Source organism: Kitasatospora sp. NPDC028055, from assembly GCF_040637885.1.
Classification (GTDB): domain Bacteria; phylum Actinomycetota; class Actinomycetes; order Streptomycetales; family Streptomycetaceae; genus Kitasatospora.
In genome coordinates this window covers 1-20,402 of sequence record NZ_JBEZXE010000085.1, presented here as the reverse complement: position 1 = coordinate 20,402, position 20,402 = coordinate 1, and the positions used below count along the sequence as shown (strand labels likewise).

The following is a 20,402-nucleotide window of genomic DNA, read 5'->3' as shown; positions in this document are numbered from 1 at the left end:
CAGGGGGGACCCTGTGGGAGAGTAGGACGCCGCCGAACAATCATTCAGAGAAGGCCCACCCGGGTTACCGGGTGGGCCTTTTCGCGTTTCCCGGAAAACCGGGCTGGGCCGGGCCGGCAGCCCCCTGGCCGACCCCCGCCGAGTGGCTGCTCCTCCGTCAATATGCCGCTAAAACCGCCTGATCAGTGCACCGATCAGCGGAATACCGCCGCCCACGCCGTAGTCTCGAAGGCAGGGGGAACAGGTGTCCGGGGGTGGCTCCCGGACAGAGCCGGATCAAGAATGGTGCTCATGGGACGAGGCAGGCTGCGCATCTACCTCGGGGCGGCCCCCGGGGTCGGCAAGACGTACGCCATGCTCGCCGAGGCGCACCGGCGGCAGGAGCGTGGCACGGACGTCGTGGTGGCGTTCGTGGAGGACCACGGCCGGCGACGGACCGCGGACCTGGTGGCCGGACTGGAGGTCGTGCTCCGGCAGCAGGTGGTGCACCGGGGCGCCCGGTTCTCCGAGATGGACCTGGACGCCGTGCTGGCCCGCCGCCCGGAGGTGGCGCTGGTGGACGAGCTGGCCCACACCAACGTGCCCGGCTGCCGCAACGAGAAGCGCTGGCAGGACGTCGAGGAGCTGCTCGCGGCCGGGATCGACGTGATCTCCACCGTGAACGTCCAGCACCTGGAGTCGCTCGGTGACGCCGTCGAGGGCATCACCGGGGTGCGCCAGCGCGAGACCGTCCCGGACGAGGTGGTCCGCCGGGCGGACCAGATCGAGCTGGTGGACATGTCCCCCCAGGCGCTGCGGCGGCGGCTGGCGCACGGCAACGTGTACATGCCGGAGAAGATCGACGCCGCGCTCGCCAACTACTTCCGGCCGGGCAACCTGACCGCGCTGCGCGAGCTGGCGCTGCTGTGGACCGCGGACCGGGTCGACGAGTACCTGCAGAAGTACCGCGCGGAGCAGGGGATCGTCGGCACCTGGCAGGCCCGGGAGCGGATCGTGGTCGGCCTGACCGGCGGGCCCGAGGGGGCGACGCTGATCCGCCGGGCCGCGCGGATCGCGGCCAGGGTCTCCGGCGGCGAGCTGCTGGCCGTCCACATCTCCCGCTCCGACGGGCTGGCCGGCTCCGGCTCCCCGCAGACGCTGATCGAGCAGCGCGCGCTGGTGGAGAGCCTCGGCGGTTCCTTCCACAACGTGCTGGGCGACGACCCGGCCGACGGGCTGCTGGACTTCGCCCGGGGGGTGAACGCCACCCAGATCGTGCTGGGCATCAGCCGCCGACCCCGTTGGCAGTACGTGTACGGGCCGGGCGTCGGCACCCTGGTCACCCAGAAGGCCGGGGACATCGACGTCCACATGGTCACCCACGAGCACGCCGGGCACGGGCGGCGCAACAAGATACCCGTGCGGCGGATCACCGACCTGGGCCGGACCAGGACCATCGCCGGCTGGCTGGTCGGGCTGGTCGGCCCGCCGGTGCTGGCACTGGTGCTGACCACCATCGGCGGGCTGGGCCTGTCCACCGACATGCTGCTGTTCCTGTCGCTGACGGTGTGCGCGGCACTGGTCGGCGGGCTGCTGCCGGCCATCGGCTCGGCGCTGGTCGGCTCCTCGGTGCTGAACTTCTACTTCACCCCGCCGCTGCACACCTTCTCCATCAACGAGCCGCAGAACATCATGGCGGTGGCGATATTCACCATCGTCGGCTGCTCGGTCGCCTCCGTGGTGGACCTGGCGGCCCGGCGCACCCACCAGGCGGCCCGCGCCCAGGCCGAGGCGCAGACGCTCAGCGCGCTGGCCGGCACGGTGCTGCGCGGCGCCCCCAACGGGGACGGCGTGCTGACCGCGCTGATGGAGCAGGTCCGGGAGACCTTCGGGCAGGAGAGTGCCGCACTGCTGGAGCGCCCGGAGCCCACCGGGGGCTGGGTGCCGGTCGCCACTGCCGGGCCGCACCCGCCCGGGCGCCCCGAAGAGGCCGACGTGGACGTCCCGGTCGGGGAGAGCCTGGCCCTGGTGCTGCGCGGCCGGGTGCTGCCCGGCACCGACCGCCGCCTGCTGGGGGCGTTCGCCGCCCAGGCCGCCGTCGTGCTGGAGCGCCGCCGGCTGGCCAGGGAGGCTGCCGCGGCCCGCCGCGAGGCCGAGGGCAACCGGATCCGCACCGCCCTGCTTGCCGCCGTCTCGCACGACCTGCGCACCCCGCTGGCGGGCATTAAGGCCTCGGTGACCTCGCTGCGCTCGGCCGATGTGCAGTGGGACCCGGAGGACGAGGCCGAACTGCTGGCCGGCATCGAGGCCGGGGCCGACCGTCTCGACCACCTGATCAACAACCTGCTGGACATGAGCCGGCTCCAGACCGGCACCGTCACCCCGCTGATCCAGGAGACCGACCTGGACGAGGTGGTGCCCTACGCGCTCGGCGGCGTCCCGCCGGAGTCGGTGCGGCTGGAGGTGCCGGAGACGCTGCCGATGATCCGCGCCGACGGCGGACTGCTGGAGCGCTCGCTGGCCAACCTGGTCGAGAACGCCGTCAAGTACAGCCCGGAAGGCGTCAGGGTGCTGGTCAAGGCCGACGCCCTCCACCAGCCGGGCCGGCCGGGCCGGGTCGAGCTGCGGATCGTGGACCGCGGACCGGGCGTCCCCGAGGACGCCAAGGAGCGGATCTTCGCCCCCTTCCAGCGCTACGGGGACGCGCCGCGCGGCGCCGGGGTCGGCCTCGGCCTCGCGGTGGCGCGCGGGTTCGTCGAGGCCATGGACGGTACGGTCACCGCCGAGGACACCCCCGGCGGCGGCCTCACCATGGTCGTCAGCCTGCCCGCCGTGGAACGGCCGCCGGAGCGGCCCGGCCCGGACGCGCCGGGCGGCGAGGGCCACGACCCGCTCTCCGAACTGATCACCTGAGACCCGGCGCAACCACGCCGTACGCACAAACCACGCCGTACGCACAGCCGAGACAACAGTCCGTAAGATCCGACAGCCCGAAAGGCGGAGCCCGTAAATGACCCGGGTCCTCGTCGTGGACGACGAACCGCAGATCGTCCGCGCACTGGTGATCAACCTCAAGGCCCGCAAGTACGAGGTCGACGCGGCCCATGACGGGGCGAGCGCGCTGGAACTGGCCGCCGCCCGCCATCCCGACGTCGTCGTCCTCGACCTGGGCCTGCCCGACATGGACGGCGTCGAGGTGATCCGCGGCCTGCGCGGCTGGACCCGGGTGCCGATCATCGTGCTGTCGGCCCGGCACGCCTCCGACGAGAAGGTCGAGGCCCTGGACGCCGGTGCCGACGACTACGTGACCAAGCCCTTCGGGATGGACGAACTGCTCGCCCGGATGCGGGCCGCCGTGCGCCGGGCCGAGCCGGTCGCCGGGGAGGACGACTCGCTGGTCGTCACCGAGAGCTTCACCGTCGACCTCGCCGCCAAGAAGGTCAACCGGGACGGCACCGACGTACGCCTCACGCCCACCGAATGGCACCTGCTGGAGGTTCTGGTCCGCAACGCCGGCCGACTGGTCAGCCAGACCCAGCTGCTCCAGGAGGTGTGGGGCCCGGCCTACCGTACCGAGACCAACTACCTGCGGGTCTACCTCGCCCAGCTGCGGCGCAAGCTGGAACGCGACCCTTCGCACCCGCGCCACTTCATCACCGAACCGGGCATGGGCTACCGCTTCGAGAGCTGACCGGCGGGTCCCCGGCGGCCTTCCGGCAGCCTCCCGGCCCGGGCGACGCCTGCCGCCGGGGGCGCCGAAACCGGTACCCTGCCGACATGAGTGGTGACAACAGCAGTGGCCAGCCGCCGGGGCGATTCCGCCGCATGCTCAGTCGGCTGACCACCTCGGCCGAGGAACTGGACGCCGAGGACCTGCGCCAGGAGATCGCCGCCGAGTCCGGCTGCACGCCGATCGCGGGCTGCGCCGACCGGCAGCTGGTCACCGTCGCGGGCACGCTGCGCACGGTGACGCTCCGCCCGCGGGCCGGGGTGCCGGCCCTGGAGGCGGAGCTCTTCGACGGCACCGAGGCGCTGGAGGTCGTCTGGCTGGGCCGCCGCTCGATCGCGGGCATAGAACCGGGCCGCCGGCTCGTCGCCAGCGGCCGGATCAGTCACGCACGCGGGCGCCGCGTGCTGTTCAACCCCCGCTACGAACTGCGTCCGGTCGGACACGGGAGCGAATGAGCGTGAGCAACCACCCCGGCGGAGACGCCGCCGCCCGGATCGACCTGGACGCCGCCGACGTGGCGGCCTGGCAGGACACCGCCGCCGCCGAGGCGGTGGACGGACTGGCCCGGTCGATCGAAGGCATCGCGCCGGCCGCCGAGCGGCCCCTGGACCCGGCGGCCGACGAGGCCGCCCGGAAGGCCGCCTCCAAGGAGGCCGCCGACACCGTCCTGCAGGCCTTCGGCGGCGTGCGCGGCATGATCGACATGACGCTGCCCGGCCTGGTCTTCATCGTCACCTACAACCTCACCCACCAGGTCAGCGCCGCCGCCTGGGCCGCGCTCGGGCTCAGCGCCCTGTTCGTGGTGGCGCGGCTGGCCCGGCGGGAGACCATCCAGCACGCCTTCAGCGGCGTGTTCGGCGTCGCCCTCGGCGCCTGGATCGCGATGAAGAGCGGCAAGGCCGAGGACTTCTACCTGCCCGGCCTGCTCTGGAGCGTCGGCTACTGCACCGCCCTCGCGGTCTCCGCCGTGGTGCGCTGGCCGATGATCGGGGTGATGCTCGGCCCGATCACCGGCGAGATGTTCACCTGGCGCAAGGAGAACCCGGGCCGGCTCGCCGCCTACACCAAGGCGACCTGGGCCTGGGTGGTGATCATGGGCCTCAAGCCGGTGATCCTCTTCCCGCTGTACTTCACCCACAACGTCAACCTGCTCGGCTGGTTGAAGGTCGCCCTCGGCATCCCGCCGCTGCTGCTGGCGATGTACGTCACCTGGCAGATCCTGCTCAAGGCGCCGCCGCCGATCAAGGCGCCGGTCGACGACGACGAGGAGGAGCCGGCCAAGTAGCCGCTCCCGCTCCCGCGCACAGCACTGCGCGCGCACCGTACGGCCGAGGGCCCGCACCCCCTGAACGGGGATGCGGGCCCTCGGCCGTACTCGCGTTCGCCGTGCGCCGCTCGGCCGGGCGCTGCCTACTGGGCGCCGGAGGTCGCCGACAGCAGCTGCTCCAGCTCCTCCTCGCGCTCCTGCGCGGCCACGAAGAGCAGCTCGTCGCCGCCCTCCAGGGTGTCGTCCTTGGCCGGCACCAGCACCCGGCCCTCGCGGATGATGCTCACCAGCGCGGTGTCCTGCGGCCAGGAGACGTCGCCCACCCGGGTGCCGACCAGCTCGGCCTCGCCGGCCAGGGTCAGCTCGACCAGGTTGGCGTTGCCCTGGCTGAACCGCATCAGGCGGACCAGGTCGCCGACGCTGACCGCCTCCTCGACCAGTGCGGACATCAGGCGCGGGGTGGAGACGGCCACGTCCACGCCCCAGGACTCGTTGAAGAGCCACTCGTTCTTCGGGTTGTTCACCCGGGCGACCACCCGCGGCACCGCGTACTCGGTCTTGGCGAGCAGCGACACGACCAGGTTGACCTTGTCGTCACCGGTCGCGGCGATCACCACGTGGCAGCGCTGCAGCGCCGCCTCGTCCAGCGAGGTGATCTCGCAGGCGTCGGCCAGCAGCCACTCCGCCATGGGCACCCGCTCCACCGAGATGGCGTTCGGGTTCTTGTCGACCAGAAGGACCTCGTGACCGTTCTCCAGCAGCTCGCCCGCGATCGAGCGACCCACGGCACCGGCTCCGGCAATGGCGACCCGCATCAGTGACCCTCCTCCTTCGGCCCCTGCGCGAACGCGGCCTCGACCGCCGTCAGGTCGGCCCGGCGCAGCATCACGTGCACCAGGTCGCCCTCCTGCACCACCATCTGCGGCGAGGGGAGCATCCCTTCACCGAGCCGGGTGACGAACGACACCCGGGCGCCGGACGCCTCCTCCAGGCGGCTGATCCGCTGGCCCACCCAGTCCGGGTGGTACGCGACCTCGGCCAGCTGCACGCTGCCGCTCGGGTCCTGCCACAGCGGCTCGGCGCCGCTCGGCAGCAGTCGGCGCAGCATCTGGTCGGCGGTCCAGCGGACCGTCGCCACGGTCGGGATGCCCAGGCGCTGGTACACCTCGGCGCGGCGGGGGTCGTAGATCCGGGCCGCGACGTTCTCGACGCCGAAGGTCTCCCGGGCGACCCGGGCGGCGATGATGTTGGAGTTGTCACCGCTGGAGACGGCGGCGAAGGCGCCGGCCTCCTCGATGCCCGCCTCGCGCAGGGTGTCCTGGTCGAAACCGACCCCGGTCACCCGGCGCCCGTTGAACCCGGCGCCCAGCCGGCGGAAGGCGGTCGGGTCCTGGTCGACCACGGCCACCGAGTGGCCCTGTTTCTCCAGCGTTCTCGCGAGGGCGGAGCCCACGCGGCCGCAGCCCATGATGACGATGTGCACCGGCGCTACCTCACCCGTCCCGAAGGGGTCTTGACCTGCGCAAACACCGTTCATCTCCCTTTCCCGCCCGGGCGTTCCGGGGCGAGGGCTCTCGTGGGGCGTCGGCCGGACTCCGCTCGACAACCAGAGTGTTGCCCACCGACTCGTATCCGACACGCTAGCCGGTCCACCGAACACAGTCGCGACGAAGGGGGGGATGAACGGCGCAAGCCACGTCGGGAAACCCCTACGATTCCTTAACGTGCCTATGCCGACTGACCTTCCGAAACGCCTGCTGATCGGGCGCGCCCTGCGCAGCGACAAACTCGGGGAGACGCTCCTCCCCAAGCGGATCGCGCTGCCCGTCTTCGCCTCGGACGCGCTCTCCTCGGTCGCGTACGCCCCTGAGGAGATCCTGCTCACGCTCTCCATCGCGGGCGTCTCGGCGATCCACTTCTCCTGGCAGATCGGCGTCGTGGTGGCGGTCGTGATGCTCGCCGTCGTCGCCTCCTACCGGCAGAACGTGCACGCCTACCCCAGCGGGGGCGGCGACTACGAGGTGGCGACCGTCAACCACGGCCCGGCGGCCGGACTGGTCGTCGCCGCGGCCCTGATGGTCGACTACGTGCTCACCGTCGCCGTGTCCACCACCTCCGGCGTCGCCAACGTGGTCTCCGCCGTCCCGGCGCTGCGCGGCCACGAGATGATCGTCTCGGTGGTCGTGGTCGTGCTGCTGATGGGCATGAACCTGCGAGGGGTGCGCGAATCCGGCTCCGCCTTCGCGGTGCCCACCTACGCCTTCATGGCCGGCGTGATCGGCATGGTCGGCTACGGCGTCTTCCGGCACTTCGTGCTCGGCCAGTCCATGCCCGCGGAGAGCTCCGGCTTCCACCTCGCGGCCACCCCGGGCAACGACTCGCTCTCCGGCTTCGCGTTGGTCTTCCTGCTGCTCAAGTCCTTCTCCTCCGGCTGCGCGGCGCTCACCGGCGTCGAGGCGATCTCCAACGGCGTGCCGGCCTTCCGCAAGCCGAAGAGCAGGAACGCGGCCACCACGCTGCTGCTGATGGCGAGCATCGCCGTGGTGATGTTCATGGGCATCATCTGGCTGGCCCGGCTCACCGGTGTGCAGATGGCCGAGAACCCGGCCGAACAGCTGGTCGGCTCCGGCCCCGGCTACCACCAGAAGACGGCGCTCGCACAGATCAGCGAGGCCGTCTTCAACAACTTCACCCCCGGCTTCTACTTCGTCGCCGCCGTCACCGGCCTGATCCTGGTGCTGGCCGCCAACACCGCCTTCAACGGCTTCCCGGTGCTCGGCTCGATCCTCGCCCAGGACCGCTACCTGCCCCGCCAGCTGCACACCCGCGGCGACCGGCTGGCCTTCTCCAACGGCATCATCCTGCTGGCCATCGCCGCCATCCTGCTGATCATCGCCTTCAACGCGGACCCGACCCGGCTGATCCAGCTCTACATCGTCGGCGTCTTCGTCTCCTTCAACATGAGCCAGTCCGGCATGATCCGGCACTGGACCCGGCTGCTGCGCACCGAGACCGATCCGGCGAAGCGGCGGCACATGCAGCGCAGCCGGGCGATCAACGGCTTCGGCCTGGTGATGACGATGGCCGTGCTGATCGTCGTCCTGGTCACCAAGATCGGCCACGCCTGGATCGCGATCGCCGCGATGGCCGTGCTGTTCGTGATGATGAAGGGCATCCGGCGCCACTACGACCGGGTCTCCGCCGAGCTCATCGCGGCCGAGGAGCCGGACGACGTGGTGCTGCCCACCCGGGTGCACGCCATCGTGCTGGTCTCCAAGCTGCACAAGCCCGCGCTGCGCGCCCTCGCGTACGCCCGGCTGGCGCACGCCCACACCCTGGAGGCCGTCACCGTCAACGTCGATCCGGCGGACACGGCGGCGCTGCGGCGGGAGTGGGACGAGCGCGGCATCGAGGTGCCGCTCAAGGTGCTGGACTCGCCGTACCGCGAGATCACCGGGCCGGTTCTGGACTACGTGAAGAACCTGCGGCGCAGCAGCCCGCGGGACGTGGTCGCGGTCTACATCCCGGAGTACGTGGTCGGCCACTGGTACGAGCACCTGCTGCACAACCAGAGCGCGCTGCGGCTCAAGGGGCGGCTGCTGTTCAAGCCGGGGGTGATGGTCACCTCGGTGCCGTGGCAGCTGGAGTCCTCGGAGCGGCGCAGGCCGCAGAAGGCCTGGTCGGCGCCCGGATCCGTCCGCCGTGGCGAGCCGAGGGCGCCGAAGGCCGTAAAGTCGAAGGATTCCGTCCGTGCCGGTTCCAACGCCGGTGCCACCTCCGACCGCAGCAAGGACTCCTCCCAGTGACGCGCAACACTCCGCCCCGCTCCTCGGGCTCCTCCGGCGCCTCCGGCAAGGGCAAGGGCGCCCGTCGGGGCGGCTCCCAGCCCGGGCAGGTGGCCCGGCCGCGCTGGGGCAAGCCGCACCGGCCGGAGGCCACCGACCGTGACGGGCTGACGGCGCGCACCGCGCCGGTCGTGCCGGGGGAGGCCCCGGAGGAGAAGCCCGTCCGGGGCGCCAAGCCGGCCCGGGGCGAGAAGCCCGTTCGCGACGGGAAGGCCGTTCGCGAGGGGAAGCCCGCCCAGGATGGGAAGGGCGCGGCCGGGGCCGCCCGGAAGGCGCCGCGCAAGCAGGCGGTGCGGCCGCCGAAGGCGCTGCGCGGTGCGGCTGCCGGGGCGGCGCGGCCGCGGCGGGCGGAGGCGCCGACCGGGGACCCGCTGGTCGGCGAGCGCTACGAGGTCGAGGTCGGCCCGGTCGCACACGGCGGCGGGCACTGCGTGGCCCGGCACGAGGGGCGGGTGCTGTTCGTCCGGCACGCGCTGCCCGGCGAGAAGGTGGTCGCGCAGGTGACCGAGGGCACCACCACCTCGCGTTTCCTGCGCGCGGACGCCGTGGAGGTGCTGGAGCCCGCCAAGGACCGGATCGAGGCCCCCTGCCCGTTCGCCGGGCCGGGCAAGTGCGGCGGCTGCGACTGGCAGCACGTCACCCCGGGCGGGCAGCGCAAGCTCAAGGCCGCGGTGCTGACCGAGCAGCTGGCGAAGCTCGCCGGGCTGACCCCGGCCGAGGCCGGCTGGGACGGCAGCATCGAGCCGGTCGGCGGCAAGCTGGCGCCCGGGCAGGTGCCGGCCTGGCGCACCCGGGTGCAGTACGCGGTGGACGCGGAGACCGGCAAGGTCGGTCTGCGCAAGCACCGCTCGCACGGCGTCCAGGTGATCGACCGCTGCCTGATCGCCGCCGAGGGCGTCACCGAGCTCGGCATCGAGTCCCGCGACTGGCCGGGGGTGGCGAGCGTCGAGGTGGTCGCCGCGTCCGGCTCCTCGGACCGCCAGGTGGTGCTGACCCCGCGCGACGGCGCCCAGCTGCCGCTGGTCGAGCTGGACAAGCCGGTGTCGATCGCCCGGATCGACGACCAGGGCGACGTGCACAAGGTGCACGGGCGCGGCTTCGTCCGCGAGCGGGCCGCCGGGCGCACCTGGCGGGTCAGCAACGGCGGCTTCTGGCAGATCCACCCGGAGGCGCCGGACACCCTGGTCGACGCGGTGCTGGACGGTCTGGACCCGCAGTGGGGCGAGAGCGCGCTCGACCTGTACTGCGGCGTCGGCCTGTTCGCCGGCGCGCTGGCCGACCGGGTCGGCGAGGACGGCGCGGTGCTCGGCATCGAGTCGGCCAAGCAGGCCGTCGTCGACGCCCGGCACAACCTGGCCGCGCTGGACAACGTGCGGATCGAGTGCGACCGGGTCGAGACGCTGCTGCCGCGCACCGGCATCACCGCCACCGACCTGATCGTGCTGGACCCGCCGCGGGCCGGCGCCGGACGTGAGACCGTCGCGCACCTGGTCGGCCTGGAGGCCCGCCGCATCGCGTACGTGGCCTGCGACCCGGCGGCGCTCGCCCGGGACCTCGGGTTCTTCCGCGAGGGCGGCTACCGGCCGGTCTCGCTGCGGGCCTTCGACCTGTTCCCGATGACCCACCACTTCGAGTGCGTGGCCATCCTGGAGCCGACCGGGGTCTGACCCCGCCGGTCTTCGAACGCCCGGAACGGCCGAGGAGGCGGCACCCCGTACGTCACGGGGTGCCGCCTCCTCGGCGTTGGGCGGGGCACGCGCTACTCGTTGCGCTCCTCTTCGTCGGCGCTGTGCGGAAGGTCGATGCCGTGCTGGGCGGCGAGCCGTAGGAGTGAGGCGACCCGGCCCTCGTACGCCTGGACGCCGTCGGCGTCCCCTTCGGCCCGGGCCGCCGCGAGGTCCTGCCGGGCCTGGGCGAGCTGCTCGCGCAGCTCCTGGTCGAACATGGCTGTCATTGCCGGCCTCCACAAAACCGGTCGGTGCCGCTCGGGGAACGCTCAGGAGAGTTCAGAGTCCCGGATGGTGCAGGACTCTTCAAGTCAGACCCGGTCGGGTCGGGGGGCCGTGCCGGGTCCGTGTGGGGGCGGGGCGGGTCGGGGTCGATCGGCGGCGGGCACGGGCGGGGCCGGGTGGCGGAGGCCGTGGCGGGGTAGGGAGCGGGTGGGTGAGCGGCTCGGCGGGCGTCCGCGGGGCGGTTCGGTTGGCGGTTCGGTGACGGAGGGGTTGCGTGGGGGCGTGCGGCAGGTGTGCGGGCGGTGTGCGTGCGCCCTTGTTGTGCTAGCACTTCGGCGCTAGCTTGAACGGCATGGGCAAGAAGCAGCTGAACGTCCGAGTGGACGCCACGACCGCCGAGATGGCCCGGGAACGGGCGGAGCAGCAGGGGATCAGCATGAACCAGTACATCGAACGCCTGGTCCAGCAGGACATGGGTGAATCGGGACGGGCCTTCATCGACGCCGCCGCACAGTTCATGAAGGAGTACGAGGCGTCGTTCCTCGCCGAGTTCGGGGACTCGGGCGAGCTCCAGGACGTGCGCCGTTGAAACTGGAGGTCGACCTCTCGTGGCTGCTCATGACCGCCGAGCAGTACACGCCCGGTGACCCGCAGGTCACCGACTACGGCTCGCTGCTCGCGGCCGTCACCCGGCACCAGGCCGAGATCTTCGACATCTCCGTCTACCCTGAACCCCAGGACCGCGCGGCCGCGTTGATGCACCAGCTGATCCGGGTGCCCGCCCTGGAGAAGACCAACGAGCTCTTCGCGACCGCCGTCGCCTACGCCTACCTCGTCGCCAGCGGCTGCACCGTCGCCACCACCGCCCGCGAGGTGCGCAGCCTCTCCCGGGCCATCCGGGAAGGGCGGCTGGGGGTGTCCGGGGTCGCCGAACGGCTGGCGGCCTGGGTGGTCGACGAGGCCGAGGGGGAGGGCGTCACGGGGGCGGAGGACGAGGACGAGGACGACGACTGAGCCGCGTCCCCGCCCGTCCGGTGGCCTTGCCCGTGCTTGTGCCTCTGCCTCTGCCTGCGCCTGTGCCCGCGCCTGTGCCGTGCGGGTCTAGGCCGGGGAGTCCGCGGCGGCGGGCTCCGCGATGAGGGCCGTGGCGAACGGGCGGAAGCCGGCCCGGCGGTAGATCCGGGCGACGTCCTCGTCGCTGGCGGACAGGAACACCGTCCGCACGCCGTTGGCGCGGGCGTGCGCCACCAGCGCCGCGGTGACCGCCAGGGCCAGCCCGCGGCGCCGGGCGGAGGGCAGCGTCCCGACCCCGACCACCTCGGTGACCGAACCCACCGGGTTGTGCTGGCCCGCGCAGAGCACGTCGCCGCCCTCCAGCGCGGCCGCCAGCACGCTGACCCCGTCGGTGATCCGCTGCGCGATCCGTGCCACCCCGCCGTCGGACGTCAACGTCGCCGCGCTCACGGCCAGTTCGGCCGCGCCCGCGCTGCCGGTGGCGGTGCCCGGGGTGCCGAAGGCCACGTGCGGGACGGCCACCGCGTCGGCCAGCTCGGGGGCGTCCGCGGCCAGCACCCGTACCTCCACCTGCTCCGGGAGCGCCGGTGCCGGGGCCGTCGCGTCCTGCGGGCCGAGCACCAGCAGCGGGTGCTCGTGCACCGCCAGGCCGGCCGCCTCCACCGCCGCGCGCAGCTCGGGGTTCCGCTCGGCCACCCACTCGAAGGCCTCCGGCAGCCCCAGCTCCCGCTGCCGCTCCAGTACCCGGCGGACGTCGTCGGCGGTGGCGGCCGGGCCGCCGTGGCCCGGGGTGGGGCGGGCGTAGTAGTGCCAGCCGGTCTCGCCGCGGCGGACGAACAGCGTCAGCGGGCCGAAGTCCTCCGCGGTGGCGGCACTGCGGGGCACGGCGTCGTAGTAACGCTCGATCCCGTCGAGCAGGGCAGGGTCCGGAGCATGATCAGCAGAAGTCACGGCGTGCATCAAAGCAGGGGCCGGGGTGGCGCGCCACCGGTTTGTGCGGCGGACCGGCGTTCGATTGTTGCCGAACGCTTACCCGCTCGCGGCGATCTTGTGCGTGTACGCCGGGCAAGCTGATGCCTTCACAGCTCTGCCGAGGGGGACGGCGGACATCCGCACTCGGCGAGGCAAGGGGGAAGTCAGGCCCATGAGGCTCTGCTTTCTGGTGGAGGAGCACTACCGGCGGGACGGCATGCCACTGGACGTCGCGCGTCAACTCACCGGCTGGGGGCACCGGGTGGACGTGCTGCGCCCCGGCGACTCGCTGCTGGCGATCTCCGAGGCGGTCCGGGCCGGCAGCCACGACGCCTGGGTGCTCAAGACCGTCTCCGGCGGACCCGGGCTCACCCTGCTGGAGGCGGCCGCCGCGGTCGGCCTCACCACCGTCAACGACGTCCGCTCGATCCGCGGCGTCCGGGACAAGGCGCTCGCCTCGGTGATCGCCCGTACCCGCGGCCTGCCCACCCCGGTCACCTATGCAGCCGCCCGCTGGGAGCGGCTCGCCGAGATCCCGGCCGCCGAGTACCCGCTGGTCGTCAAACCCGCGGACGGCAGCTCCGGGCGGGGCGTACGACTGGTGGCCGGACCCGACGACCTGATCGGCCTCGGCCCCGAACTCGCCGGGGAGGGACTGCTGATCGCGCAGCCGTACGTGCCCAACAGCGGCACCGACCTCAAGGTGTACTGCGTCGACGGCGAACTCTTCGCGACCGAACGGGAATCGCCGCTGCACCCGGGCCAGGGCGTGCGCGAGCGGCCGGTGCCGCTGCCGGCGAGCGTGGCACGGATCGCCGCGCAGGTCGGCGAGGTGTTCGGGCTCGACCTGTACGGCGTCGACGTGCTGCTCGGGCCGGACGGGCCGGTGGTGGTGGACGTCAACGACTTCCCGAGCTTCCGGCAGGTGCCCGACGCGGTGGAGCGGGTCGCCCGGGCGGTGCTGCGGCTCGCGCGCAGCGGTACGGCCGTGTCGATGCCCGCGCTGGTTCCGGCCGGCGGCGAGGAGTACGGCCGGAGCGACCTGGTGGACGGCGGGCTGCGGTGAGGGTCGCACTGATCACGGGCAACCCCGGGCACCCGCTGCTCGCGGCGGCCGCCGGGGTGCTGGAGCGGCGCGGCTGCCGGGTGGAGGCCGTCCCACTCGACGGCGGCCGCGTTCCTCGGGGAGCGCTGGCCGATGTCTACCTGCTCAAGGCGCGTACGCCGCAAGCACTCGCGCTGGCCCGGGAGTTGGAGCGGCGCGGGGCGGCGGTGGTCAACTCGGCCGCGGCCACCGGGCTCTGCCAGGACCGGGTGCGGATGGCCGCGCTCGCCCGGGGCGCCGGGCTGCCGTTCGCGGCGACGTTCACGGCCGGCGCGCTGGGCGAACTCACCTACCAGGACTGCCCGTTCGTGGTGAAGAGCCGGCACAGTCGGCGCCACGACCTGGTCGCGCTGGTCGACGGCGCGGCCCGGCTGCGGGAACTCGCCGAGCGCTGGCCGCAGGAGGAGGTCGTCACCCAGCGGTACTACCGGGGCAGCGGCTGGGACCAGAAGCTCTGGGTGGTCGACGGACAGGTCTTCGCCGCTCGGCGGCGGTCCGAACTCTCCGTCGGCGACGAGGGGGTGGGGGCGGCCGAGGAATGGCAGCCGTCCGCCCGGCGGGCCGCGCTCGCCCTGCGGGTGGGCGAGGTGTTCGGGCTGGAGGTGTACGGGGTCGACCTGCTGGACGGGGCCGACGAGCCGGTGATCGTCGACGTCAACGCCTTCCCCGGCGCGCGCGGGCGGCCCGGGGCGCCGGAGGCGCTCGCGGGGCTCGCCTTGCGGGTGGCGGCGGAGCGGTCGCGGGGGCGGGCTCCGGTTTAGGGCGTGCCTTGTGGACCAGGGCGGGCGGGTCCGGGCCGTGGGCCGCAGACCGCGGTGCGTGGGCCGTGCTGCGTGGGCCGCGGTGCGCGGGGTCGGTGTCGGTGTCGGTCCGGCGGGGCGGCCGACCACCGGCCGGGGTGGTTAGGCTGGCTGGCGCCCCCGACCGGCCGGGGCCGAACGGCGAGAGAAGACGGAACGTTGCTGCAGGACATCGAGCCCTACCTGGCCTGCCCCCACTGCGCGCAGGACCTCACCCGGCACGAGCGCAGCCTGCGCTGCCCCGCCGGCCACAGCTTCGACCTCGCCAAGCAGGGCTACGTCAGCCTCCTCGCCGGTGACGCCCACACCGGCACCGGCGACACCGCCGACATGGTCGCCGCCCGCGCCGACTTCCTCGCCGCCGGGCACTACCGGCCGATCGCCGACGCCCTGGCCGCGGCGGCCGCCGCGGCGGTGGGTGACGCGGCGGTGGGTGACGCGGCCGACGGCGGAGCGGACGGCTCGCGGGGCCTGGTCGCCGACCTCGGCGCCGGCACCGGCCACTACCTCGCCCACGTCCTGGACGCCCTTCCCGGTCGGGTCGGCGCCGCCCTCGACATCTCCAAGTACGCGCTGCGCCGCGCCGCCAAGGCTCACCCTCGGATCGGCGCGGTGGTCTGCGACGCCTGGCGCCCGCTGCCGCTGCGCGACGCCTCCGCCGACCTGGTCCTCAACGTCTTCGCCCCGCGCAACGGACCCGAGATCCGCCGCGTGCTGCGCCCCGGCGGCACCCTGCTGCTGGTCTCGCCCACCGCCCGCCACCTGCGCGAACTCGTCGCCGCCCTCGGCCTGCTGTCGGTCGACGAGGAGAAGCAGCGCCGGATCGACGAGAAGCTCGGCCCCTACCTCACGCCGGCCGGCCGGCAGCCGGTTGAGTTCACCCTGCGGCTCTCCGCCCAGGACGTGCGGACCGTCGTCGGCATGGGGCCGAGCGCCTGGCACACCGACCCCGACCGGCTCGCCGCCGCCCTGGACGAACTGCCCGAGCCGGTCGAGGTGACCGCCTCGGTGACGGTGGCCGCATACCGGCGGCCGTAGCGGCGGACCGCCCTGGGTCAGCGGCGCGAGACGGGCCGCCACGTAGGGATGAATCTGGTGAGCAGGGACGTTTCGCCCCGTCGGGCTGCGGCTAACGTCCGACGGGTGAACCGCGACGCCGCCGCCCCCGCCGGGCCGGCCCAACTGCGCCCCGACGCCCCCGGCCCCGAACGGCCGCCAGTGCCACGCCCCACCGTCGAGGAACTGCGGCTCACCGCCTTCAAGTCCTACCGGCGGGCCGTCCTGCCGCTCGCGCCGCTCACCGTGCTGCACGGGCCGGCCGGGGTCGGCAAGTCCAACGCCCTCGACGCGCTCGCCGTGCTGTCCCGGCTCGCCCTCGGCGAGGAGATCCCCGACTCCCTGGACGGGCTCCCCGACCGCACCGGCCCGCTCGCCACGCCCGTACGCGGCGGACTCGCCGGATGCGTGCCGCACGGGCGCGACGCCGTCATCCTCGGCTGCACCGTCCGCTCGCCGCGCGGCCGGATCCGGCTCGACCTGGTGATCCGCACCGACGGAGCGGTCCGGATCGCCCGGGAGTCGCTCACCCTCGACGGCCGGACCCTGGTGGACACCGGCGAACAGGACGTCCGCAACGGGCGCGTCAACGTCTGCTGGCACAACGACACCCGGCAGGGGGACATCCGGGCGCCGTTCCCCAGCAGCACCATGATCACCGCCCAACTGCCGCTCCGGGTCGCCGGCTCCTCCACCGGCGAACGGCTCGTCCTCGCCGCCGCCGAGGACCTGCTCACCGCACTGCGCGAGGTCTTCCCGCTGCACCCCGTCCCGGCCCTGATGCGGGGCTGGGCCAGAGCCGACCCGCAGGCCCGGCTGCGCAGCAACGCCGCCAACATCTCGGCCCTGATCAACCGGCTCGCCCACGAGTGCCCGCGCCGGTACGGGCAACTGCTGCGGGCCGTCCAGGAGGCGGCGCCCCACCCGCTGCTCGGCCTCACCCTCGCCGAGCGCGAGAGCCGGACGGGGCGCCGGGTGCTGGCCGTCTTCGACGAGGGCGTGCTCGGGCGCACCGGCGCCGACCAGGCCTCCGACGGGATGCTGCGCCACCTCGCCTTCGCGGCGGTGCTGCTGACCGGGGCGGGGGTGCTCGACCTCGACGTGGCCGCTGAGGTGCCGTGGGCGCACCGGCAGCTCACCGTGCTCGCCGAGGACCTCGGGGCCGGGCTCGCCACCGAGCAGACCGCCTCGCTGCTGCGGCTCGCGCGGGACATGGCGGGGCGCAACCAGCTGCGGGTGGTGGCCGCGCTCCAGGAGCCGGCGGCGGCGCGGGACGCGTTCGGGGCGGGCGGGGAGCGGACGGGGGCGGTGGCGCTGGTCGAGTGCCGGCGGGACCCGGCGACGGGGTCGACGGTGCTGCGGCCGGAGACGGCCCGGGTGCCGGTGCAGTACGGGCGCGGGGAGGAGGGCCCGGCGGACGCGGGGGGTGGGGGAGGCTCCGCTGTGGCCGGGGGAGCGGATGGGGTAGACCTGGGGGCGTGAACGAGCGAGTGACGAGGTCGGGGGAGTCGGCGGCGGACCGAGCGGCCGGGGCGGCCGGGGCGGCTGGGTCAGCTGGGGTGTCCCGGTCGGCGGGGTCGGCCGGGTCAGCCGGGTTGTCCGGGGAGCCGACGCTGGAGGGGCTGCGGCAGCGGCTGGTGGACTTCGCGGCGGCCCGGCGGTGGGAGCCGTACCACACGCCGAAGAACCTGGCGGCGGCGCTGAGCGTGGAGGCCGGGGAACTGCTGGAGATCTTCCAGTGGCTCACACCGGAGCAGGCCGCGGCGGTGATGACGGACCCGGAACGGGCCCACCGGGTGCGCGACGAGGTCGCGGACGTGCTGGCGTACCTGATGCAGTTCTGCACGGCGGTCGGGGTGGACCCGCTGGAGGCGCTCGCGGCCAAGATCGACCGCAACGAGCACCGCTTCCCGGTGCCGGGCGAAGCGGCTGACGTCAATCCTGACAAGGGCTGATCACCCTTGTGAGGGACGGAAGTTATCCACAGCCCCCGGGTTTTCCACAGCTTTCAAAAGGGTGGATGCGTCCCACCCCACCCTCCCCGCACGCTCTCCCCGTGACCACCCCACCGCCCCGGCGGAGGTGCTGGTCGACGGCGACGACGAGCGGAAGGAGCGGGGGCCATGGAGGCACTGCGACTGATCAAGACGGCCCGGCACGCCCTGGCCGAGGCCAGGCACGTACCGGACGTGCTGGCCGAGGCGCGGCAGGCCGCGCTGCTCACCGAGGCGGTGGGCGCCCGGCTGGCGGAGTCCGAGAGCGACGAGCTGACGGGCCTCGGCCAGCAGCTCTCCGAGGCGGGCGCCCATGCGGCGGTCTGCCTGGAGCGGTCCGTCGCCACGAACGCCCTGGTGAGCGGCGGTAGGGCCGGTCGGCTCACCGAACTCGGCGAAACGGCGGCGACCTTGGGGGCGCTGGAGGAGCTCCTGCGGGAGGTCGGGGAGACGCTCGTGGTGCTGGCCTGCGGGGCGGACACCGAGAGCCTGTACTGGACGTGCATCGACGGGGTCGATGCGGTGTCGGAGTGCAAGGACGTGGCCGCGCGGTTGCGCGAGGCGACCGGGCGGGGCGAAGCGGCGGAGCGCTCGGTGCTCGGCGGCGCGGAACCGGAGCCGGAACCGGACGGTCAGGGCGCGCCGTTACTGGTGGTCCGGCTCGGCCCGCCGGGTGCGGGCGGGCCGACGGAGGAGGAGCGGGCGCCGGACTACCGGGTGCCGGACGCGGAGTCGGAGGTGTCGTTGACGGCGGGATAGGCGGCGGCCGGGGCGATGTCCCGGGTGTTGGACTGGAGTGCGGCGAGGTCCGCGGTCACCGAGGCGAGCAGTTCCTGCATCTGCTCGAGCAGGGTCTTGGGGGTCGCGGGTCCGGCCGAGTCGCCGGTGGCCGAGCCGGTCGGGCTGCTCGGGAACGGCGGCGTGGCAGAGGGTTCGGACATGACAGGGACCTCTTCGGATCGGCGGTGCGGTGTGCCGCACCGACCAACGAACCGTTCCGGCAGCCGGTCACCGCGCACCACCCGATGCGGTCCAACTCCGGTACGCCGTAAGCCTCTCGAGTGATCCGGGGTTGCCGCTGCAACACGGCCTCGGCTAGGGGCGTGGGTCGCCGACTGGGAGGGCATGGGTGCGGATCCGGTGCCGTTTCGTGCTGCGGATCCGTAGTGCTGCAGCGAAGGCGGCGACGAAGATCATGGCGATGCCTGTGCCGGTCAGCACTTGGCGGGCCCCAAGGGCGGTGGTGAGAGGGCCGCCCAGTGCCGCGCCGACGGGCGACGCTGTCAGTAGGACGGATGCGCGCAGGGCGAGGACGGTGGTGAGGAGGGTTGTCGGGGTGTGGTCCTGGAACAGTTTGAAGGCCAGGGCGTTGTAGGGGCCGTAGATCACACCGGCCAGGGCGAAGCCCCCGAGGGAAAGCACTGCTGGTGCGTGGAGTTCGAAGGGCAGCATGGCCAGACCGTGACCGGCGATGATGCACAGCAGGACCGGCCACAGCGGCAGGTTTCGCAGAGTGCCGACGGCCAGGGTGCCGATGACCGCTCCGATGCCGAATGCGGCCCAGTACAGGCCGAGGGCCCCCGCGCCGGCGTGGAGGTCTTGGGCGACGAACAGGGGCAGGGCAACTTCGACGGGTCCGTAGAACAGGTTGAACAGCCAGGTCACCGCGAGGAGGCCGAGCAGTTGGGGCCGGGCGCGTAGGAGGCGCAGGCCTCCGCCCGGTCGGGTGTCGGGGGCAGGTCCGGCAGGCGCCGGAGGGTCCGGCTCGCCCAGGCGCGCGCTCTGGAAGGCCAGTGCGGCGAAGGACAGGGCGTCCAGGCCGATGATCCAGGCCGGGGCGATTGCCGCCGCGAGGACTCCGGCGAGTGCTGGGCCGACGATCGTGGACGCACAGGTGCTGGCGCTGAGCAGTGCGTTGGCCGCCAGGTGCTGCTCGGCAGGGAGGACTTGGGCGGCCAAAGCGTACTTGGCACTGCCGCCCCAGGCGTGCAGGAGGGATGAGCCGGCGAGCAGCGTGAGGTAGAGAGCAGGGTGGAGTATGCCGAGCGCCCACGAGAGGGGGATGCAGCCGAGGAAGAGAGCGCGGGTCCAGGCGTTCGCGCGGATCAACCGCTGTGCGGGAAAGGAGCACAGCCATCGGCCCAGCAGCAGTGCGCCGATGGCGCCCGGCAGGATGTAGGCGGCGACTGCGGCTCCGATCAGCGGGCCGCCCGCGCCGGGCGGGGAGATCTGTACCGCCAGCCATGCCACCGCGACCACGCTCATCCCGTCGCCGAGGTCGGATATCGCTACTGCGGGCAGCAGGCGCCGGAACGGGCGGTGGGCGAAGAGTGGTCGGTAGCCTCGGGGCAGCCGACGGAGCAGGTGTGCTGAGAGCATGTGGCCAGGCAAGCGGTTCAAGCGCGCTTGAAGTCAAACGGCCGGCGATGCGCTGCGACACGTGGGCACAGGGGAGTTGGATCGCGCTGATCCGGATGGTGCAGCGCGCGGTGCTCACCCTGGCTGAGATCCGCCGGCTGCTGGACAGTCAGGGAGGACGGATCCCCTCCCGCTGCCTGGGCAGCGTGATCAGCAATCGACGGCCTGCGTACGTTTCATGACTATTCGTGCGGGAGGCGGGAGGCGGGCGGAGGGGATCCGTCCTCCCTGACTGTCCAGCAGCCGGCGGATCTCAGCCAGGGTGAGCAC

At 73.3% G+C, this 20,402-nt stretch carries 20 protein-coding genes; 14 read left to right on the top strand and 6 right to left on the bottom strand.

Annotation, left to right across the window (positions count from 1 at the left end):
* Nucleotides 1–291 precede the first annotated feature (291 nt).
* From AB0F71_RS39095 to AB0F71_RS39080, 4 genes are all read left to right on the top strand, one after another.
* Nucleotides 292–2,892 carry a sensor histidine kinase KdpD gene (locus tag AB0F71_RS39095; RefSeq protein ID WP_360245822.1) on the top strand — a complete coding sequence of 867 codons (2,601 nt, stop codon included), beginning with the start codon at nt 292–294 and terminating at the stop codon, nt 2,890–2,892.
* Nucleotides 2,893–2,989: 97 nt separating this feature from the next.
* Nucleotides 2,990–3,670, top strand: a complete 681-nt coding sequence (locus tag AB0F71_RS39090) for a response regulator (RefSeq protein WP_033351413.1) — start codon at nt 2,990–2,992, stop codon at nt 3,668–3,670.
* 86 nt (nt 3,671–3,756) lie between these two features.
* Complete coding sequence (locus AB0F71_RS39085; RefSeq protein WP_360245819.1) at nt 3,757–4,164, top strand: OB-fold nucleic acid binding domain-containing protein; 408 nt, start codon at nt 3,757–3,759, stop codon at nt 4,162–4,164.
* A gap of 2 nt (nt 4,165–4,166) precedes the next feature.
* Nucleotides 4,167–4,994 (top strand): DUF3159 domain-containing protein, encoded by an 828-nt coding sequence (locus AB0F71_RS39080; RefSeq protein WP_360245816.1) that lies wholly within the window; start codon nt 4,167–4,169, stop codon nt 4,992–4,994.
* Between the two features lie 125 nt (nt 4,995–5,119).
* On the opposite strand, the gene AB0F71_RS39075 is transcribed toward AB0F71_RS39080, so the two are convergent.
* On the bottom strand, nt 5,120–5,791 hold the full coding sequence (locus AB0F71_RS39075; protein WP_360245813.1) for a TrkA family potassium uptake protein: 672 nt from the start codon (nt 5,789–5,791) through the stop codon (nt 5,120–5,122).
* Nucleotides 5,791–6,459 carry a TrkA family potassium uptake protein gene (locus AB0F71_RS39070; protein ID WP_360245810.1) on the bottom strand — a complete coding sequence of 223 codons (669 nt, stop codon included), beginning with the start codon at nt 6,457–6,459 and terminating at the stop codon, nt 5,791–5,793. The genes AB0F71_RS39075 and AB0F71_RS39070 overlap by 1 nt, the downstream gene beginning before the upstream one ends.
* Nucleotides 6,460–6,700: 241 nt before the next feature.
* Between AB0F71_RS39070 and AB0F71_RS39065 the strand changes: the two genes are divergently transcribed.
* Nucleotides 6,701–8,782, top strand: a complete 2,082-nt coding sequence (locus AB0F71_RS39065; protein WP_360245807.1) for an APC family permease — start codon at nt 6,701–6,703, stop codon at nt 8,780–8,782.
* A gap of 410 nt (nt 8,783–9,192) precedes the next feature.
* Nucleotides 9,193–10,488: a class I SAM-dependent RNA methyltransferase gene (locus tag AB0F71_RS39060; RefSeq protein WP_360245825.1), complete on the top strand. Its 1,296-nt coding sequence runs from the start codon at nt 9,193–9,195 to the stop codon at nt 10,486–10,488.
* A gap of 92 nt (nt 10,489–10,580) precedes the next feature.
* Here AB0F71_RS39060 and AB0F71_RS39055 read toward each other — a convergent pair whose 3' ends face one another.
* On the bottom strand, nt 10,581–10,775 hold the full coding sequence (locus AB0F71_RS39055) for a hypothetical protein (RefSeq protein WP_360245804.1): 195 nt from the start codon (nt 10,773–10,775) through the stop codon (nt 10,581–10,583).
* A 350-nt stretch (nt 10,776–11,125) separates the two neighbouring features.
* Here AB0F71_RS39055 and AB0F71_RS39050 point away from each other — a divergent pair, with 350 nt between their 5' ends.
* Nucleotides 11,126–11,362 (top strand): toxin-antitoxin system HicB family antitoxin, encoded by a 237-nt coding sequence (locus AB0F71_RS39050; RefSeq protein ID WP_360245801.1) that lies wholly within the window; start codon nt 11,126–11,128, stop codon nt 11,360–11,362.
* The gene (locus AB0F71_RS39045) at nt 11,359–11,787 is read left to right on the top strand and encodes a fic family toxin-antitoxin system, toxin component (RefSeq protein ID WP_188305350.1); all 429 of its coding nucleotides are present in this window, start codon (nt 11,359–11,361) and stop codon (nt 11,785–11,787) included. The genes AB0F71_RS39050 and AB0F71_RS39045 overlap by 4 nt, the downstream gene beginning before the upstream one ends.
* Before the next feature lie 87 nt (nt 11,788–11,874).
* On the opposite strand, the gene AB0F71_RS39040 is transcribed toward AB0F71_RS39045, so the two are convergent.
* Complete coding sequence (locus tag AB0F71_RS39040) at nt 11,875–12,738, bottom strand: GNAT family N-acetyltransferase (protein ID WP_360245798.1); 864 nt, start codon at nt 12,736–12,738, stop codon at nt 11,875–11,877.
* Between the two features lie 193 nt (nt 12,739–12,931).
* Here AB0F71_RS39040 and AB0F71_RS39035 point away from each other — a divergent pair, with 193 nt between their 5' ends.
* The 6 genes from AB0F71_RS39035 (at nt 12,932) to AB0F71_RS39010 (ending at nt 18,473) form a co-directional block, all read left to right on the top strand.
* Entirely contained in the window at nt 12,932–13,825 is an 894-nt protein-coding gene (locus AB0F71_RS39035) for an ATP-grasp domain-containing protein (protein WP_360245795.1), read from the top strand.
* Nucleotides 13,822–14,625, top strand: a complete 804-nt coding sequence (locus AB0F71_RS39030) for an alpha-L-glutamate ligase (RefSeq protein WP_360245793.1) — start codon at nt 13,822–13,824, stop codon at nt 14,623–14,625. Before AB0F71_RS39035 ends, AB0F71_RS39030 begins: the two co-directional genes overlap by 4 nt.
* Nucleotides 14,626–14,823: 198 nt before the next feature.
* Complete coding sequence (locus AB0F71_RS39025; RefSeq protein WP_360245790.1) at nt 14,824–15,702, top strand: putative RNA methyltransferase; 879 nt, start codon at nt 14,824–14,826, stop codon at nt 15,700–15,702.
* A gap of 105 nt (nt 15,703–15,807) precedes the next feature.
* Entirely contained in the window at nt 15,808–17,202 is a 1,395-nt protein-coding gene (locus AB0F71_RS39020; RefSeq protein ID WP_360245787.1) for an ATP-binding protein, read from the top strand.
* Nucleotides 17,203–17,315: 113 nt separating this feature from the next.
* Complete coding sequence (locus AB0F71_RS39015) at nt 17,316–17,675, top strand: nucleotide pyrophosphohydrolase (RefSeq protein ID WP_360245784.1); 360 nt, start codon at nt 17,316–17,318, stop codon at nt 17,673–17,675.
* Between the two features lie 168 nt (nt 17,676–17,843).
* On the top strand, nt 17,844–18,473 hold the full coding sequence (locus AB0F71_RS39010) for a DUF6099 family protein (RefSeq protein WP_360245781.1): 630 nt from the start codon (nt 17,844–17,846) through the stop codon (nt 18,471–18,473).
* Here the strand turns inward: AB0F71_RS39010 and AB0F71_RS39005 are convergent.
* On the bottom strand, nt 18,425–18,655 hold the full coding sequence (locus AB0F71_RS39005; RefSeq protein ID WP_360245778.1) for a hypothetical protein: 231 nt from the start codon (nt 18,653–18,655) through the stop codon (nt 18,425–18,427). The genes AB0F71_RS39010 and AB0F71_RS39005 overlap by 49 nt on opposite strands.
* Nucleotides 18,656–18,809: 154 nt before the next feature.
* Nucleotides 18,810–20,093: an MFS transporter gene (locus AB0F71_RS39000; RefSeq protein WP_360245775.1), complete on the bottom strand. Its 1,284-nt coding sequence runs from the start codon at nt 20,091–20,093 to the stop codon at nt 18,810–18,812.
* Nucleotides 20,094–20,402: the final 309 nt, after the last annotated feature.

Excerpts from the sequence above, each read along its gene's own strand:
- AB0F71_RS39090 (WP_033351413.1), top strand. The coding sequence starts at position 2,990 with ATGACCCGGGTCCTCGTCGTGGACGACGAACCGCAGATCGTCCGCGCA.
- AB0F71_RS39055 (WP_360245804.1), bottom strand. The coding sequence starts at position 10,775 with ATGACAGCCATGTTCGACCAGGAGCTGCGCGAGCAGCTCGCCCAGGCC.
- AB0F71_RS39000 (WP_360245775.1), bottom strand. The coding sequence starts at position 20,093 with ATGCTCTCAGCACACCTGCTCCGTCGGCTGCCCCGAGGCTACCGACCA.
- AB0F71_RS39010 (WP_360245781.1), top strand. The coding sequence starts at position 17,844 with ATGGAGGCACTGCGACTGATCAAGACGGCCCGGCACGCCCTGGCCGAG.
- AB0F71_RS39005 (WP_360245778.1), bottom strand. The coding sequence starts at position 18,655 with ATGTCCGAACCCTCTGCCACGCCGCCGTTCCCGAGCAGCCCGACCGGC.
- AB0F71_RS39075 (WP_360245813.1), bottom strand. The coding sequence starts at position 5,791 with ATGCGGGTCGCCATTGCCGGAGCCGGTGCCGTGGGTCGCTCGATCGCG.
- AB0F71_RS39095 (WP_360245822.1), top strand. The coding sequence starts at position 292 with ATGGGACGAGGCAGGCTGCGCATCTACCTCGGGGCGGCCCCCGGGGTC.
- AB0F71_RS39035 (WP_360245795.1), top strand. The coding sequence starts at position 12,932 with ATGAGGCTCTGCTTTCTGGTGGAGGAGCACTACCGGCGGGACGGCATG.
- AB0F71_RS39050 (WP_360245801.1), top strand. The coding sequence starts at position 11,126 with ATGGGCAAGAAGCAGCTGAACGTCCGAGTGGACGCCACGACCGCCGAG.
- AB0F71_RS39085 (WP_360245819.1), top strand. The coding sequence starts at position 3,757 with ATGAGTGGTGACAACAGCAGTGGCCAGCCGCCGGGGCGATTCCGCCGC.